Annotated in this window: 12 protein-coding genes; 6 read left to right on the forward strand and 6 right to left on the reverse strand. The window is 71.0% G+C overall.

Annotation, left to right across the window (positions count from 1 at the left end):
• The first annotated feature begins 12 nt into the window (after positions 1-12).
• Both ABB22_RS09320 and tldD read left to right on the forward strand, forming a co-directional pair.
• The gene (locus tag ABB22_RS09320) at positions 13-3,837 is read left to right on the forward strand and encodes a YhdP family protein (protein ID WP_055764663.1); all 3,825 of its coding nucleotides are present in this window, start codon (positions 13-15) and stop codon (positions 3,835-3,837) included.
• A 52-nt stretch (positions 3,838-3,889) separates the two neighbouring features.
• Positions 3,890-5,335 (forward strand): metalloprotease TldD, encoded by a 1,446-nt coding sequence (tldD, locus tag ABB22_RS09325; protein ID WP_055764665.1) that lies wholly within the window; start codon positions 3,890-3,892, stop codon positions 5,333-5,335.
• A 34-nt stretch (positions 5,336-5,369) separates the two neighbouring features.
• Here tldD and ABB22_RS09330 read toward each other — a convergent pair whose 3' ends face one another.
• Together ABB22_RS09330 and yjgA are read right to left on the reverse strand one after the other, a co-directional pair.
• On the reverse strand, positions 5,370-6,329 hold the full coding sequence (locus ABB22_RS09330; protein ID WP_055764668.1) for a hypothetical protein: 960 nt from the start codon (positions 6,327-6,329) through the stop codon (positions 5,370-5,372).
• 85 nt (positions 6,330-6,414) lie between these two features.
• Complete coding sequence (gene yjgA / locus ABB22_RS09335) at positions 6,415-7,014, reverse strand: ribosome biogenesis factor YjgA (protein ID WP_055764670.1); 600 nt, start codon at positions 7,012-7,014, stop codon at positions 6,415-6,417.
• A 215-nt stretch (positions 7,015-7,229) separates the two neighbouring features.
• Here yjgA and pmbA point away from each other — a divergent pair, with 215 nt between their 5' ends.
• Complete coding sequence (pmbA, locus tag ABB22_RS09340) at positions 7,230-8,597, forward strand: metalloprotease PmbA (RefSeq protein WP_055764672.1); 1,368 nt, start codon at positions 7,230-7,232, stop codon at positions 8,595-8,597.
• A gap of 97 nt (positions 8,598-8,694) precedes the next feature.
• On the forward strand, positions 8,695-9,066 hold the full coding sequence (locus ABB22_RS09345) for a DUF4870 domain-containing protein (protein ID WP_055764674.1): 372 nt from the start codon (positions 8,695-8,697) through the stop codon (positions 9,064-9,066).
• 280 nt (positions 9,067-9,346) lie between these two features.
• Here the strand turns inward: ABB22_RS09345 and ABB22_RS09350 are convergent, their stop codons facing one another.
• From ABB22_RS09350 to ABB22_RS09365, 4 genes are all read right to left on the reverse strand, one after another.
• Complete coding sequence (locus ABB22_RS09350) at positions 9,347-10,225, reverse strand: polyprenyl synthetase family protein (RefSeq protein ID WP_055764676.1); 879 nt, start codon at positions 10,223-10,225, stop codon at positions 9,347-9,349.
• A complete protein-coding gene (locus ABB22_RS09355) occupies positions 10,215-10,475 on the reverse strand; it encodes an exodeoxyribonuclease VII small subunit (protein WP_055764677.1) in 261 nt (86 codons plus the stop codon). Before ABB22_RS09355 ends, ABB22_RS09350 begins: the two co-directional genes overlap by 11 nt.
• 31 nt (positions 10,476-10,506) lie before the next feature.
• Positions 10,507-11,853 (reverse strand): tRNA lysidine(34) synthetase TilS, encoded by a 1,347-nt coding sequence (gene tilS, locus ABB22_RS09360; protein WP_055764679.1) that lies wholly within the window; start codon positions 11,851-11,853, stop codon positions 10,507-10,509.
• A gap of 632 nt (positions 11,854-12,485) precedes the next feature.
• Entirely contained in the window at positions 12,486-14,183 is a 1,698-nt protein-coding gene (locus ABB22_RS09365; protein ID WP_055765375.1) for an alkaline phosphatase, read from the reverse strand.
• 148 nt (positions 14,184-14,331) lie between these two features.
• On the opposite strand from ABB22_RS09365, the gene ABB22_RS09370 reads away from it, so the two are divergent.
• Both ABB22_RS09370 and ABB22_RS09375 read left to right on the forward strand, forming a co-directional pair.
• A complete protein-coding gene (locus tag ABB22_RS09370; RefSeq protein ID WP_055764681.1) occupies positions 14,332-15,642 on the forward strand; it encodes a dicarboxylate/amino acid:cation symporter in 1,311 nt (436 codons plus the stop codon).
• Between the two features lie 104 nt (positions 15,643-15,746).
• Positions 15,747-17,114 (forward strand): M16 family metallopeptidase, encoded by a 1,368-nt coding sequence (locus ABB22_RS09375; RefSeq protein ID WP_055764684.1) that lies wholly within the window; start codon positions 15,747-15,749, stop codon positions 17,112-17,114.
• The last annotated feature ends 2 nt before the right edge of the window (positions 17,115-17,116 follow it).

Raw genomic sequence — 17,116 nt, forward strand, 5'->3', positions numbered from 1 at the left:
GTCCCGTTCCTGATGCCCGTGCTGTCGCGCTACCGCTTCCGCCACCTGCGCCGCCATGCGATCTACGCGCTGGCCGTGGTGCTGGTGGTCGTGGCCGTGCTGGTGGGCAGTCTCAGCCAGCTGCTGCCGCTGGTCGAACGGCATCCGCAGAAAGTAGCCGCCTGGCTGAGCGCGCGCGCCGGCCAGCCGGTGGCGTTCGATCGCCTGGATACCGCCTGGACCCGGCGCGGCCCTTTGCTGCGGCTCGATGGCCTGCGCATCGGCCAGGGCGAAGGCGTGCGCATCGGCCAGGCCGAAGTGCTGGTATCGCTGTATTCCGGCCTGCTGCCGGGCGCGCCGCTGACCGAGCTGCGCCTGCGCGGGCTGGCGCTGACCCTGCAGCGGGCCGATGACGGCCGCTGGTCGGTGCGCGGCCTGCCCAGTGCCGGCGATGCCGGTGATCCGCTGGAAACCCTGCGCCGGCTCGGCGAGCTGCAGGTGATCGGCGGCCGCCTGCGGCTGGATGCGCCCTCGCTGGGTCTGGACGCGGAACTGCCGCGGATCGACCTGCGCCTGCGCGTGGACGGCACGCGCCTGCGCGCCGGCGCCCGCGCCTGGATCGCCGCCGACGCCGCGCCGGTGACTGCTGTGCTCGACTTCCAGCGCCAGCGCGGCGACGGCACCGCCTGGATCGCCGCGGCGCCGGCCGACCTGTCCGCGTGGAGCGCGCTGCTGCATTTCGGCGGCATCGACGTGCGCCAGGGCACCGGCACGATCCGCAGCTGGGTGGCGCTGAGCGACCACCGGGTGGCTTCGGTCATCGCCGACGCCACCTTGGAAAAGGTGGAACTGGCCGGCGCGCCGTTCGCCGCCGGCAGCCAGGCGCCGACCACCCGCTTCGACAGCCTGCAACTGCGCGCGCGCTGGCGCCATGACGGCGACGATTGGCGGGTGGACGCGCCGCAGCTGCGGGTCGCCACCGGGAAGGGCGGCACGCAGGTGCTCGACGGCCTGCACCTGGGCGGCGGACACGATTTCGCGCTGCGCGGCCGGCGCATCGACGCGACGCCGCTGCTGCGGGTCGCCGCGCTCAGCACCGCGCTGGAGCCGGGGCTGCGCCAATGGCTGTACCAGGCCGCGCCGGTCCTGCGCTTCGCCGACGTGGACATCGCCGGCCGCGTCGGCGGCGCCATGCACGGTGCCGGTGAACTGGAAGAAGCCGCGTTCGCCGCGGTCGGCGACAGCCCCGGGCTGAGCGGGCTGCGCGGCCGCTTCGAGGGCGATGGCCAGGCGCTGGCGCTGCAGCTTCGGCCGGCCCATGCCATGCATTTCGACTGGCCGACCGGTTTCGGCGTCGTCCACGACCTGAAGCTGGACGGGCAGGCGGTGGTCTGGCGCGAGGGCGCCGGCTGGCGCGTGGCCACGCCGGCGATGCGCGTGCAGGGCAACGACTATGCCGCCAACGTGCGCGGTGGCCTGTGGTTCCAGGGCGATGGCACGCGGCCGTGGATCAACGTGGCGGCGGAACTGGACGATGTGCCGATCACCGCCGCCAAGGGCTTCTGGGTGCGCTCGCACATGAGCCAGGAGGCGGTGGACTGGCTGGACGGCGCGCTGGTGGACGGACAACTGCGTGGCGGCATCGGCCTGGCGGTGGGCGACCTCGACGACTGGCCGTTCGATGGCAACGACGGCCGCTTCGAGGCGGGCGGGCGCATCGACAACGGCACCCTTCGTTTCTCGCACGACTGGCCGGCCATGACCGGCGTCGATGCCGACATCGCCTTCATCGCCAACGGGTTCGCGCTGCAGGGCAAGGGCAACCTCGGCGGGGTCAAGGTGGATGCTTTCCGCGCCGGCATCGCCGATTTCCACGAATCGCTGCTGAAGGTGGACGCGCGCACCCTCGACGACAGCGGGCACCTGCTGGCACTGCTGCGGCGCAGCCCGCTGCATGCCGTCTATGGCGAAACGCTGGACGCGCTGAGCGCCAATGGGCCGGCCGCGGTCAACTTCGGCCTGTCGCTGCCGCTGCACGAGGGCGAGGGCCGGGTCAGCGGCGAGGTGGAACTGCGCGGCGCGACCCTGGCCGACCGCCGCTGGGACCTGCGCTTCGACAATGTGCGCGGCAAGGCCGAATACGGCAGCGACGGCTTCCGCGCGCCGGCGCTGCAGGTCCGCCACAAGGAGCACGACGGCGTGCTGTCGCTCGCCGCCGGCACGCCGGTGAGCGATCCGGACAATGCGTTCGAGGCGGAACTGAGCGCCTCGCTGGGCGCCACCGACCTGCTGGAGCGCGCGCCGGAACTGAAATGGCTGCAGCCCTATGTGCACGGCACCTCGCGCTGGACCATCGGCGTGACCCTGCCGAAGGTGCCCGAAGGCAGCCGCAGCGAGCCGCCGACCACGCTCAGCCTGCGCTCGGACCTGCAGGGCACGCGGCTGCAGCTGCCGGCGCCGCTGGACAAGCCGGCCGCCGATGCACTGCCGACCCGGGTGACCGCCAGCCTGCCGCTGGGCAGCGGCACCACCGAGGTCGCTTTCGGCCGGCGCATGGCGCTGGCCGCGCGCACCCACGACGGCAGGACCGGCGTGCAGGTGACCATGGGCAGCGACCGGCCGAGCCGCGAGCCGCCGGCGGACGGCCTGGTGGTGGATGGACGCACGCCGTCGCTGGACGCGCTGGAGTGGATCACGCTGGCGCGCGGGCAGGGCGGCGAAGGCGGCAATGCCGATGGCGTCGCGCTGAAGCAGGTGGATGTGCTGGCCGACCAGTTGCTGCTGGTCGGCGGCCGTTTCGACCAGACCCGGCTGCGCCTGCGCCCGGGTAATGGCGCCGTCGCGGTGCAGCTGGAAGGGCCGTCGTTGGCCGGCGACCTGCTGGTCCCCGAGGCAGATGGCGGCACGGTCAGCGGCACGCTGGCGCGGGTGCATTGGCAGGCGGCAACGGCCGCGGCCGGCGAGGCGGGCGACCATCCGGCCGACCCGGTGAACCCGGCGAAGATTCCGCCGTTGTCGCTGGACATCGGCGACCTGTCCTTCGGCAAGGCCGAGCTGGGGCAGACCACGCTGCGCACCCGTCCGCTGGCCGACGGCCTGCAGGTGTCGCAGCTGCAGTTCCGCTCGCCGAAACAGGCCATCGACGTGACCGGGCAGTGGCGCGGCACCGGCGCGCAGGCGCGGACCCGTTTCGAAGCGGCCGTGCACAGCGAGAACCTAGGCGGGCTGCTGGACAACCTGGGCTATGGCGGGCAGCTGCGCGGCGGCCAGGGCCAGCTGCAGTTCAACGCCGGCTGGGACGGCGCACCGGCCACGTTCAACCTGGCCGGGCTGGAAGGCACGCTCGACATCAACATCCGCAACGGCCAGATCCTGGAGGTCGAACCGGGTGCGGGGCGGGTGTTGGGCCTGCTCAGCGTCGCCCAGCTGCCGCGCCGGCTGATGCTGGATTTCCGCGATTTCTTCTCCAAGGGCCTGGCGTTCAACCAGGCCGAGGGCCGGGTCGCCTTCGGCGACGGGCTGGCCCGCACCGACCGCCTCGGCATGCAGGGCCCGGCGGCGGACATCGCCATCCGCGGCCAGGCCGACCTCCGCGCGCAGCAGTTCGACCAGACCATCGAGGTCAACCCGCGCTCGGGCAACCTGCTCACCGTGGTCGGCGCCGTCGCCGGCGGTCCGGTCGGCGCGGCGGTGGGTGCGGCCGCCAATGCGGTACTGGGCAAGCCGCTGGGCGAGATCGGCGCCAAGACCTACCGTGTCACCGGCCCATGGTCCGACCCGAAGGTGGAAGTGGTCGACCGCGATGCCCCGCGCCTGCCGCCGCCGGCGGTGAGCCCGGCCAGCGCCGGCGCGCTTTGACCGCTTCTGCCGCATGCTTGCGAACCGCAGGCCTGCCCCCATCTGGAACACCATGACCGACAACGCCCTGATGCTTGCCGAATCCCGCCTGCTGCTGCCGGCCGGGCTGGACGCCAACCGCCTCGAACGCACCTTCGGCACCCTGCTGGGGCCGGGCGTCGATTTCGGCGACCTGTATTTCCAGCACTCGCGGCGCGAGAGCTGGAGCGTGGAAGACGGCATCGTCAAGGATGGCGCGCATTCCATCGAGCAGGGCGTGGGCGTGCGCGCCATCGCCGGCGAGAAGACCGGCTTTGCGTACTCCGACGACATCCAGCCGGCAGCGCTGCTGGCCGCCGCGCAGTCGGCGCGGGCGATCTCGCGCGACGGCGGCACCTGCAACGCCAGCGCGCTGGTGCGTGGCGGCAGCCGCGCGCTGTACCCGGCGCTGGATCCGGTGGACAGCCTCGGCAACGAGGCCAAGGTGGAAGTGCTCAAGCGCCTGGACCGCTACCTGCGCGCCGCCGACCCGCGCGTGCTGCAGGTGATGGTGAGCCTGTCCGGCGGCGTGGACACGGTGCTGATCGCGCGCAGCGACGGCGTGCTCGGCGCCGACGTGCGCCCGCTGGTGCGCTTGAACGTGCAGGTGATCGTCGAGCAGGATGGCCGCCGCGAGTCCGGCTATGCCGGCGGCGGCGGGCGCTACGGCTACGGGGAACTGTTCGCCGACGGGCGTCCGGAAGCCTTCGCCCGCGAGGCGCTGCGGCAGGCGCTGGTGAACCTGGAGGCGATCCCGGCGCCAGCCGGGGTGATGCCGGTGGTGCTGGGCCCGGGCTGGCCCGGCGTGCTGCTGCACGAGGCGGTCGGCCACGGCCTGGAAGGCGACTTCAACCGCAAGGGCACCAGCGTCTACGCCGGCCGCATCGGCGAGCGGGTGGCCTCGCCGGGAGTGACCATTGTCGATGACGGCACCCTGGATGGCCGTCGTGGCTCCTTGAACATCGATGACGAAGGCACCCCGACCCAGTGCACCACGCTGATCGAGGACGGCATCCTGGTCGGCTACATGCAGGACACGCTCAACGCGCGGCTGATGGGCGTGGCGCCGACCGGCAACGGCCGCCGCGAATCCTTCGCGCACATGACCATGCCGCGCATGACCAACACCTACATGCGCGCCGGCAACCATGACCCGCAGGAAATGATCCGCTCGGTGAAGAAGGGCCTGTACGCGGTCAACTTCGGCGGCGGCCAGGTCGACATCACCAGCGGCAAATACGTGTTCTCGGCGACCGAGGCCTACCTGATCGAAGACGGCCGGATCACCGCGCCGGTCAAGGGCGCCACGCTGATCGGCAACGGCCCGGAAACCATGCAGAAGGTGCGCATGATCGGCAACGATCTGGCGCTGGACGAAGGCGTGGGCATCTGCGGCAAGGACGGGCAGAGCGTGCCGGTCGGCGTCGGCCAGCCCTCGTTGCTGATCGATGGCCTCACCGTGGGCGGCACGCAGGCCTGAGCCGCACGCGACCGGCAAGCAGGCGCCCCGGGGCTCAATCCTCGCCTGCCGCCAGCGCGGCCAGTTCGCGGGCCAGCCGGCCGCGCAGCGCCGCGCCCTGCAGCCTGGGCAGCTGTGCCAACGGCAGGTCGCGGCCGATCCGGCGCGCGACTTCCAGGCCGACGAGGTAGGCGCCGCGCGCCGGCCACGGCCCGGTAGCGCCTGCGCTGAAGAAACGCAGCGCATCGGCTTCCCGGGTGGAATCCAGCACGGCCAGGATCGCCGCGGCCAGTTCGCGGCGGGTGGCGGCGTTGGCGCCGGCCAGGTGGACGTCGTCGAGCAGGACGTGCAGCAGCGCCGCGTCGGGGTTGAGCCGCTCGCTCACGTAGCTCGCCGCGCCTTCGGTCCACAGCATGGCGTACACCGGCGGCGCCGGATCCAGCATCACCTCCGGTGCGATCTGGGATTGGTAGAGATGGAAGGATTCGTGATCCAGGAATACCGCCAGATCCGGCGAGGTGCCGTGGTAGCGCACCAGCCCATCGGCGCCGATGAACAGCGGCAGCTGCCCGTCGCCGGGTTCGAGGTGGCCGTCGAAGGCGAACAGCGACGGCAGCAGGTAGATCGGGGCGCGCGTACGGTCGAAATCCGGGAAGGCCTCGGCGAAGCGTCGGGTGTGCGCCGCATGGATGGCAGGAAAGTCGGCGACGATCCGCCGGACATCGGCGGCCATCACGTCGAAGTCGGGCAGCCAGCGGGCGATGCGTTCGGTGCGGGGCTTCAGACCGGCCGCAGCATAGATCTCGTGGTGTGGCGCGAAGAAGCTGTCCTGCAGGGCCTGCGCGCGGTCGGCGGCGCCTTCGGCCTGGGTGTAGGCATTCCAGAAATCGGGCATCAGATCGATGTAGCCGGCCGCCATCGGCGGGTTGCCGCTGGAGGCGCCGGCGCGGAGGGCCGGCAGCTGCAGGACGGTACCGGCAAGGGCGGCCAGCAGGAGGGATCGTCGTGTGGGCATGCTGCCTCCGGGCTGCGGGGATGGGAGCGGCGGCATGCTCCCATGCGTCGGCGCCCGGCCGGAACAGCGCCTGCCGGAGCGCGGGTCAATCGCGCGCGTCGGTCTCGTCGTCGAGGTCGTCGAATTCATGTTCGACGTCTTCCTCGTCCTGCCCAGCGGCGGCCTGCGCCGGCAGCATCAGGTCGCGCAGCACCTGGTAGATCTCGCGGAATGCGCGCGGCGGCTTGTTCTTCGCCTTTTCCGCCAGCGCGTTGCGTACCAGGGTGCGCAGCTCCTGGCGGTCGGCGCCGGGGTATTCGTCCAGTAGTTCGGCCAGCGCGGCATCACCCTGGCCCAGCAGGCGTTCGCGCCAGTGCTCGATGCGGTGCATCAGCGCCACCGCGCGCTTGGAGGTCTCGCTGTTGGCTTCCAGCGCATCGCGGATCGCGTCGAGCGTGGCGTCGTCCTCGCGGCGCATCTGCTTGGCCAGGAACGCCAGCTGGCGCTTGCGCGCGCCGTGCGAGGTGATGCGCTTGCTGTACTCGATGTGCTCGAGCAGGTCTTCGGGGATGGGCAGCCGCGCCAGCTGCGCGGCCGTCAGTTCCACCAGTTTCTCGCCCAGCGCCAGTACTTCCAGCGCCTCGCGCCGGTTCTGGCTGCGGCTCTCGCTGAAAAATTCGCCGGTGTCTTCGTCGCGTCCGCGCATTGCCTTGTTACTCGATTAAAGTTCACGTGTTACCCGGATGCCGCCGCCGAATGCCCTTCTCCCTTCGGGAGAGGGGGCAAGAGGGGACGGGCGAAGCCTCGCACTGTCTGGCTGCATGAGACTTCGCCCGTCCCCTCATCCGCCCCCTGGGGGCACCTTCTCCCGATGGGAGGAGGAAAAGCCGGCTGCGGCTGGATTCTTCAAAGGATAAAGCATTGAACAGCATCACCACCGGAACCTTCGCCGCCGACGACAGCCTGCAGCGGCTGGAACAGCTGGCCGGCATCTCCCAGCGGCTGCTCGAAAAGGCCCGCGCGCTGGGCGCCAGCCAGGCCGAGGTCAGCTGCAGCGAGGACCGCGGCATGGACGTGAACGTGCGCCTGGGCGAGGTGGAGACGGTCGAATCCACCCATGACCGCGGCATCGCCGTCACCGTGTATTTCGGCCAGCGCAAGGGCAGCGCCAGCACCGCCGACCTGCAGGAAAGCAGCCTGGAGGCGACCGTGGCCCAGGCCTGCGCCATCGCCCGCCATACCGAGGACGACGAAGCCGCCGGCCTGGCCGACGCGGCGCTGATGGCGCGCGATTTCCCCGACCTGGACACCTGGCACCCGTGGACGCTGGAAGCCCGCCATGCGGTGGACCTGGCCCTGGCCTGCGAAGCGGCCGGGCGCGACGCCGACGCCCGCATCGCCAATTCCGATGGCGCCTCGGTGGCGACCGCGCAGAGCCTGTCGGTCTACGCCAACTCGCATGGTTTCATCGGCCGCGAGCGCAGCAGCCATCACTCCATCGGCTGCGCGCTGATCGCCGGGCAGGGCGATGGCATGCAGCGCGACGGCTGGTACAGCAGCGCGATCGCCCGGGCCGACCTGCAGGACCCGGAGGCCATCGGCCGGCGCGCGGCCGAGCGTACCGTCGCCCGCCTGCAGCCGCGCTCGCTGCCGACCGGACAGGTGCCGGTACTGTTCGCCGCCGAGGTGGCGCGTTCGCTGGTCGGCCATCTGCTGTCGGCCGTGTCCGGCGGCGCGCTGTACCGGCGCGCCAGCTTCCTGCTCGACAGCGCAGGCACGCAGCTGTTCCCGGACTGGTTCCACATGCACGAGCAACCGCTGCTGCGCCATGGCCTGCGTTCGTGCGCGTTCGACGGCGAGGGCGTGGCCACGCGCGATTCGGCGCTGGTGAGCGGCGGCGTGCTGCAGCGTTACGTCCTGGGCAGTTACTCGGCGCGCCGGCTGGGCCTGCAGACCACCGCCAACGCAGGCGGCGTGCACAACCTGAAGGTCGCGGCCAACGCAGGCGACCTGCCGTCCATGCTGTCGGGTATGGGAACCGGACTGCTGGTCACCGAGCTGATGGGCCAGGGGGTCAACGGCGTGACCGGCGATTACTCGCGCGGCGCCGGCGGCTTCTGGATCGAGAACGGCCAGATCGCCTGGCCGGTGGATGGCGTCACCATCGCAGGCAATCTGAAACAGATGTTCGCCGGGATCGAAGCGGTGGGCAGCGACGTGGACCCGCGTTCGCATGTCTCGACAGGATCGATCCTTGTCGGGAGAATGACGGTCGCAGGCGACGATTGACGTATTCTTCTGCGGCCGGCGCTGCGGGGCGATCCAGGGGACCGCGGATGACAGCCACCCCCCACATTCCACAAGACCAACGGTAAAGGGAAACACCATGAGCGATTACGAGAACACCACGGGCAACGGCATCAATGCCGAAGAAAAGCAGTGGGGAATGTTTGCGCACCTGGCCGCACTGGCCGGCATCGTCATCCCCCTGGGCAATCTGCTGGGGCCGCTGATCGTGTGGCTGGTCAAGAAGGACACGATGCCGTTCGTGGCCGATCAGGGCAGGGAAGCATTGAATTTCAACATCACCGTGTTCATTGCCGCTTTCGTCTCGGGCATCCTGACCCTGGTGCTGATCGGCTTCCTGCTGCTGATTTTCGTGGGTATCGCCTGGCTGGTGCTGACCATCCTCGCAGCGCTTGCCGCGAACAAGGGCGAAGCCTACCGCTATCCGTTCACCCTGCGCCTGATCAAGTAATCCGGCGCAAGCGCGACGAAAAAAGGCCCGGGATTCCCGGGCCTTTTTTGTGGTCCATCGCCGTTGGCCCGGAGATCGGCCAGCGCGCGAATCTCCCTTTGCAGAGCGGGGCAAGGCCCTGCGGGAGTTCCATCGGCGAAGGCCCCCGGCGCCATGGAACGCCGTATTTCCGCGCGCCGGCTGTCCGTGGGCGAGGGCCCGGCAGGCAGCGATGAGCTCTTGCTGCGTCGTCGGGAAGCCGCCGGAGCGCAGCAAGGTGCGCTCCGGCGGAAACAAGGCATCAATGCGAGCGGCGGATCGCCAGTTCGGCCAGCGCCGACAGCGCACCGGCGCGCGGGCCGAACGGGGCCAGCGCATCGCCCATGTCGATGGCCAGCGCTTCCAGCCGCGCTTTTGCCCCGTCCATGCCCAGCAGCGCCGGGAAGGTGGATTTGTCCTGCGCCGCGTCCTTGCCGGCGGTCTTGCCCAGCTGCTCGGAACTGGCCTCGACATCGAGGATGTCGTCGCGCACCTGGAAGGCCAGGCCGAGCGCGTCGGCGAAGCCGTCCAGCCGCGCCAGGTCGTCGCTGCCGGCGCCACCGCACAGCGCGCCCATGCGCACCGCGGCGCGGATCAGCGCGCCGGTCTTGAGCGCGTGCATGCGCTGCAGGTCGGACAGCGGCTGCTGGCGGCCGGTGGCGTCGATGTCCAGCGCCTGCCCGCCGCACATGCCGGCCGCGCCCGAAGCCGTTGCCAGGGTGCGCAGGCAGGCCACCGCCAACGCGGGCGGCAGCGGGGCGTCGGCGAGGAGTTCGAAGGCGCGGGTCTGCAGCGCGTCGCCGGCCAGGATCGCGGTGGCCTCGTCGAAGGCGACATGCGTGGTGGGGCGGCCGCGGCGCAGGTCGTCGTCGTCCATCGCCGGCAGGTCGTCGTGCACCAGCGAATAGGCGTGGATCAGCTCTACCACGCTGGCCGGCGCGTCGAGCAGGGCCGGGTCGGCGTCGAACAGGTGGCCAGCGGCGCGCACCAGCAGCGGCCGCATGCGCTTGCCGCCGCCCAGCGCGGCGTAGCGCATGGCCTGGTGCAGGCGCTGCGGCGCGGTGTCGGGGTCGGGCAAGGCGGCGTGCAGGTGCTGTTCGGTGCGTTCGATCCAGCCGGCGAACAGGGCCTCAGTCGACATCGCCGGCCTGTTGGAAGGGTTCGGATTTCTCCGGCTGCGCCGGATCGGTGAGCAGGCGCACGCGCAGTTCGGCCTGTTCCAGCGCCTGCTGGCACTGGCGGTACAGGCCGACGCCACGTTCGTAGGCGGTCAGCGACTGCTCCAGGCTCAGTTCGCCGGTTTCCATCTTCTCCACCAGTTGCTCCAGTTCTTCCAGCGACTGCTCGAAGTGGGCAACCGGCGAGGTCTCGTTGGGGGACTTCTTGGGCATGGGGGAAGTGTGAGCGGCAGGCGGGAAAGGGTCAATTCGGCTCCAGCGCGGGAGCGGAGCCGGCGCCGGCTCCGTGCCGGGCGGCGGCGAACCCGGGCGGTTGCCAGTGCAGCTGCGCACCGCGGGTGCGCAGCCAGTCCTGCAGGGACGAGGAGACGATCCGGTCGCCGGCGGCAAGCACCTGCGCGCCATCGCACAGCAGCGGCAGGTGCGGACGCAGCCAGGGCGGCACGTCGGAGGCCTGCAGCCGGTGTTTGAGCAGGTGGGAGTGCGCGCGGCCGGGCAGGTGGATGCGCTCTCCTCCCCGGCGCTGCCGCACGTACAGCGGCGCATCGAAGCCGGAAGCGCCATGCAGCGCCAGCGCCCCGCCATCGGGCAGCGCCAGTGGCGCGCGGCCGTCCCAGTCGACCTGCCAGCCGGCTGGCCAGGCGCGCAGTGTGCCGACGGCATGCAGGCGGTCGCGCCAGCGGACGATGCGCGCGTCCTGCCAGCGGAACTCCGGCAGCCGGTCTGGGGCCGCGCCGAGCAGTTCCTGCTGGATGCGGGCCACGCCATTGCCCGGCAGCGGCGGCAGGCCGCGCCGGCGCGACCACAGGCGCAGCACGCGCGCGCAGGCGCCCGCCGGCAATGCCGCCAGTGCCGGGATCGCCAGCGCGCCGTCGTCCTCGCCATCCAGACAGGCATGCAGCAGCTGCTCGTCCTGTGCCTGCAGCAGCGTCGCGGCCTCGGCGGCGAGGGTGGCGCTGCGGGCGAACATGGCGCCGGCCTCGGGCCAGCGTCCGGCCAGCAGCGGCATCACCGTGCTGCGCAGGAAATTGCGGTCGAAAGCGTCGTCGCCGTTGCTGGGATCGTCGATCCAGTGCAGGCCGTGCCGGCGGGCATGGGCTTCCAGCGCGGCGCGCGGGATGTGCAGCAGGGGCCGCCACAGCTGGCCGGCGCCGAAGTCGCGGCGCCCGCGCATCGCCGCCAGGCCATCCACCCCGGAACCGCGCAGGGCGCGCAGCAGGAAGGTCTCGGCCTGGTCGTCGCGATGATGCGCCAGCGCCAGCCATTCGCCGGGCCGCAGCAGCCCGGCGAACGCGGCATGGCGGGCGCGCCGCGCCGCCGCCTCGGGGCCTTCGCCGGCCGCAGCGTCCACCTGCACGCGCACGACCTGCAGCGGCACCTGCCACTGATCGCAGACGCGCTGGCAATGCGCGGCCCAGTCATCGGCGGCGGGCTGCAGCCCGTGGTGCACGTGCACGGCGCGCAGGCCGCGTTCGCGCGCCGCCGGGGCGTTCGCCAGCAGGTGCAGCAGCACGCTCGAGTCCAGCCCGCCGCTGAAACCGGCCAGCACCGGCGCGGCGATGTCAGTCAGCGGTGACAGGCACGATTCCATCGCGCCATTGTAGGAGCGGCTTCAGCGGCGAGGGACATGTACGGAAATCCCCTCCCGCGCATCGGCGGGCGTGGATCGGATGCCAACGCTCCGAGCGCGGTGGGACCCAGCGCCAAGGCAGGTCCGGCAGCGCGTTGCCCTGCCGGTCGATGTGGAAATGCGTGCCGCCAACGATGCCGGCATGGTCATCGGCGTCGGGCGTGCCTTGGCGGCAACCATTGCAGGCCTCGGCACTGCCGTTGTCGGCCGGAAGACCCCGGTCGAAGCGTGCCGCGACGGCCGGCCGCAGGCGCGTGCCGTGAGCCGATCCGGCCGCACCCGGGTCGGGCCTTCGATGAAGTGGTCCGGGCCGTTGTCGTGGGTGGTGACCGGACAGGTGGGCGCCATCGCGGCGGACGCAGCCGGACTGCCGGCCGGCAGCGCGGCCGGTCCGTTCTCATCAGAACCGCCGCCGTGCCAATGCCCCGGCGCTGATGGCGGGGCATTGGCGCCATCTGCCGGCAGTCCCGGTCAGCAGCCCGAAGCGGCTGGTGTCGCGGTGATGGCAGCTTTGCCCGGCACAGACCAAGGCTGGCAGCAGGGCCAGCGGCAGGAGTACCGCCGCCGGCCCAAAGCCGCGCGTCGCGCGTGGTTTACGGCGCCTTGCGTTCGAACGACGCCGGTTGCGGCAGGTCCACCGGCACCCCCTGCGCGTTGCAGGTGCCCTGTGCGCACAGGCGCTCGCGCAGGCGCGGAGTGGCCTGCACGATCAGGTGGTAGATCGCGTTCTGCTCCATCGTGCCGCGCACTGCCACGCTGCCGGGGCCGCGCGCCCAGATGCCGACATCTTCGCCGCCATGCGATTCGGCCTTGGCCGGAACCAGGGCTTCCTGCATGTAGTCCAGGTGCTCGGTGTCGACGTGGGTCAGGTCCGGGCGGCCCTGCGCCGGTTCATAGCTGCTGGGCGTGTGCGGGAAGGTCTTGGGGCCGGCCGGCTGGCGATTGCTGGCGCCGGTGTAGCCCGGGCCGTTGGCGTAGCTGAGCGTGGTGTAGGGCAGGCCGGTGGCGTCGCGTGCCAGGTCGAGTCCGCCGGCGCCGTCTTCGCCGCCCTTGTCCTTGACCTTGCCCAGGATCGCGTTGCCGCGCGCCGGGTAGCCTACGAAGTTGAGCGTGTGCGAATGGTCGGCGGTGACGATGATCAGGGTGTCCTCTGCCGAGGACGCCTCGACGGCCGCGCGCACCGCGTCGGACATGGCGATGGTGTCGCCCAGCGCGCGCGCGGCGTTGCCGCTGTGGTTGGCGTGGTCGATGCGCGCGCCTTCCACCATCAGCACATAGCCTTCCTGGTGGCGGGACAGGGTGGCGATCGCGGCGCGGGTCAGCTCGGCCAGCGAGGGCTCGCCGGCCGGGTCCTTCGGGCGGTCCAGTTCGTACTGCATGTGGTCCGGCTCGAACAGGCCCAGCAGCGCCGGCGCGCCGGCCGCGGCCTTGAGCTGCTCGGCGTTCCACACGTAGGCGCCCTGCGGGTGCGCGGCCTGCCATTCGGCCACCAAGTTGCGGCCATCCAGGCGCAGGCCGACCTTGTCGGCGTATTCCGGGTCCTGCTCGTTGACGGTGGTGAACTGGCCACGGCCGCCGCCCAGTGCGACCAGCGGGCCGCGGCCGTAGCGCGAGGTCGACAGCAGTTGCTGGGCGATGTCCTGGCAGCCGGCGGCGCGGGCATTTTCCGGCAGGTCGGTGTCGTTTTCCCAGTTGCGGTCCGGCGAATGGGCGTAGGTCGCGGCCGGGGTGGCGTGGGTCAGGCGGGCGGTGGAGACCACGCCGGTGGCCATGCCGGCGCTGTCGGCCAGCTGCAGCCAGGTCAGGGCGTGCTTGTTCAGGCTGTCGGCGCAGTCACTGCGGTCGCCAGCGCTGACGCCGATGGCGCCCATGTGGGTCTTCACGCCGGTGGTGATGGCGGTCATGGTGCCGGCCGAATCCGGCGTCTGCGAGTCGGTGTTGTAGGTCTTGCTGAAAGCGGTGGCCGGGAAGCGCTCCCAGGACAACAGGTTTTCCTCGCCCGGGTTGCCGTGGCGCTGGCCTTCGAGGATGCGCGCGGCGGCCACGGTGGTCAGGCTCATGCCGTCGCCCAGGAACAGGATCACGTTCTTCGCCTTGCCGGACATCGCGCCGTTGGCGGCGGCCTGCGCGGCGCCGTTGCGGTACCACCATTGCGGCGTCTCGCCCTGCGGGTGGCTGACGGCCGGCACTTCGACGGCGAAGGCCTGCGGCGCCCTGGGCGCGGCGGTGCTGGCGCAGGCGCCGAGCAGCAGGGTGGACAGGGCGGCGAGCAGGGGTGTGGCGTGGCGCATGCGGTCGACCATCGATCATGAACAGACGGCCATTATGACAAGCCCGAAAAGGCGTGCCGATGACACGCAGCTTTTCCGCACGGGGATCGTGCCGCCACCGGGCTTGCGCTATCGTGCCGGTCCCTGAAAACGTTCCCGGATCACCCCTATGAAGCTGGTTTCTGCCTGGTTGCGGATCCCGTTCTGGCAGCGCGTGGCCGGCGGCTTCGTGCTCGGCGCGCTCGCCGGCTGGGTGCTGGGCCCGGTCGCCGACACCTGGTTCGGCCCGCTCGGCGAGCTGTACGTCACCCTGATCAAGATGATCGCCGTGCCGCTGGTGTTCTTCGCGGTGATCAGCGCCATCGGCTCGCTGCACGGGCAGAAGTCGGTGGCCGCGCTGGGCGGGCGTACCTTCCTGTGGTTCATCGTCACCGCCGTGCTGGCGGTGTGCGTCGGCCTGGGCGTGGGCACGCTGATGCAGCCGGGCACCGGCGGCCTCAGCCTGGCGATGGACAGTGCCTACACCCCGCGCGACGTGCCGTCGGTGGCCAAGGTGCTGATGGACGTGGTGCCGTCCAACGTGTTCTACGCGCTGTCGGGCATCGGCACCCGGATCAATGCCGCCGGCGATACCGTGCTGGCGGCCGGGCGCGGTTCGATCCTGCCGGTGATCTTCTTCGCCGGCCTGCTCGGCTTTGCCATGGTCAAGCTCGGCGACAAGGTGGGCGAGGCGCGCAAGCTGGCCGGGCAGATGAGCGAGGTCATGATCCAGGTCACGCGCTTCGTGCTGGAAATGACCCCGCTGGGCACCTTCGGCCTGATCGCCGGCCTGGTCGGCAGCTACGGCTTCGAGAAGCTGCTGCCGCTGGGCAGCTTCGTGCTGGCGCTGTACGTGGCCTGCGCGCTGCACATCGTGGTGGTCTACAGCGGCCTGCTGCTGGCGCACGGGCTGAACCCGATCAAGTTCTTCCGCGGCGCCGCGCCGGGCATGCAGGTGGCGTTCGTGGCCTCCTCGAGCTTCGCGGCGATGCCGGTGGCGATGCGTTCGATCACCGCCAACCTCGGCGTCAACAAGGACTATGCCTCCTTCGCCGTGCCGCTGGGCGCCAGCATCAAGATGGACGGCTGCGGCGCGATCTACCCGGCGCTGTGCGCGGTGTTCATCGCCCAGTACACCGGCGTGCCGCTGACCCCGGAACAGTACGTGGTGGTGCTGATCGCCTCGGTGCTGGGCAGCTTCGGCACCGCCGGCGTGCCGGGCACGGCGGTGGTGATGGCCACCGTGGTGCTGAGCGCGGCCAACCTGCCGCTGGAGACCATCGGCTACCTGTACGCCATCGACCGCGTGCTGGACATGATGCGCACCATGACCAACGTCACCGGGCAGATGGTGGTGCCGGTGATCGTGGCCAAGGAGACCGGGCTGCTGGACCAGCAGGTCTACGACGCCCCGGTCCGCGCCGGCGTCGGGGTGGACTGACCGCCCGTCGGGGCGTGACCTCCGGCGGATTCCGCGCCCGGCGGAGCGGCATTATGGTGGCGGCGGCCGTCCGGCCTGCCCATGACAACGAAAGGAGTCGCACCATGTTGCTGCAACGAATGCTCCTGCTGGCCGGCTGCGCGCTGGCCGGCACGGCGGCTGCCGCCAACGCCGACCAGTGGCGGGTGCCGGTGGCGGTCGAGAAACTCGACAACGGCCTGACCGTGGTGGTGTCCGAGGACCACAGTGCGCCGGTGGTCGGGATCAGCGTGGTCTACCACGTCGGCATGCGCCTGGAACCGCGCAACCGCACCGGCTTCGCGCACCTGTTCGAGCACCTGATGTTCCAGGGCACGCCGCAGGCGCGCAAGGGCGTGTTCGACAGCGTGATCACCGGCGGCGGCGGCCGCAACAACGGTTCCACCCGCGCCGATTTCACCAACTACATCGAGACCGCGCCGGTATCGGCGCTGGAGCCGATGCTGTGGCTGGAGGCGGACCGCATGCGCACGCTGGACTTCAACCCGGAGACGCTGAAGAACCAGCAGGACGTGGTCAAGGAGGAGATCCGCAACAACGTGCAGAACCAGCCCTATGGCGGCTTCATGTGGATCGACATCGGCCAGCACGCGTTCTCCAAGTGGGAGAACAACCACGACGGCTACGGCAGCTTCAAGGACCTGGAGAACGCCAGCCTCGACGACGTGCGCGGCTTCCACCGCGATTTCTACGGCCCCAACAACGCGGTGCTGTCCATCGCCGGCGACGTCACCCCGGAACAGGGCTTCGCCCTGGCCAGGCGTTATTTCGGCGACATCCCGGCACGGCCGACGCCGCCGCGCCCGGACTACCGGGAAGGGCTGAACACCAAGGAGATCCGCCTGCAGCAGTCCGACGCGCTGGCGCAGGTGCCGGCGCTGGCGGTGGGCTGGAAGATGCCCGACCGCGGCAGCCGCGACCAGGCGCCGATGGCGGTGCTGGGCGCGCTGCTGGCCGAAGGCGAGGCCTCGCGCCTGCACCAGGGGCTGGTCAAGGGCCGCCAGCTGGCGTTGAACGTCGAGTCGCTCTATGGCCTGACCAGCGCCTGGGAGTACGACGGCCCGACCCTGTTCGTGGTGTTCGCGATGTACAAGCCCGACCACGACGCCGATGCGGTGCTGTCCGGGATCGATGCGGAGATCGCCAGGGTCGCCACCGAAGGCGTGGACGCGGCGACCCTGGCGCGGGTCAAGACCCAGCTGCTGGCGCAGTGGTACGACGGCCTGGAAATGTTCCTGGACCGTGCCGATGCCCTGGCCAAGCTGCAGACCCTGTGGGGCGATGCCGGCGTGGTCAACCAGATCCCCGGATGGATCGAGAAGGTGAGCGCCGCCGACGTGCAGCGTGCCGCGCGCACCTACCTGACCACCGCCAACCGCACCGTCATCGACCGCAAGCCGGCGGCGATGCTGGCCCCCGCCGAGCAGAAGTGAGG

It is taken from the genome of Stenotrophomonas nitritireducens (genome assembly GCF_001431425.1).
Taxonomy (GTDB): Bacteria; Pseudomonadota; Gammaproteobacteria; order Xanthomonadales; family Xanthomonadaceae; genus Stenotrophomonas; species Stenotrophomonas nitritireducens.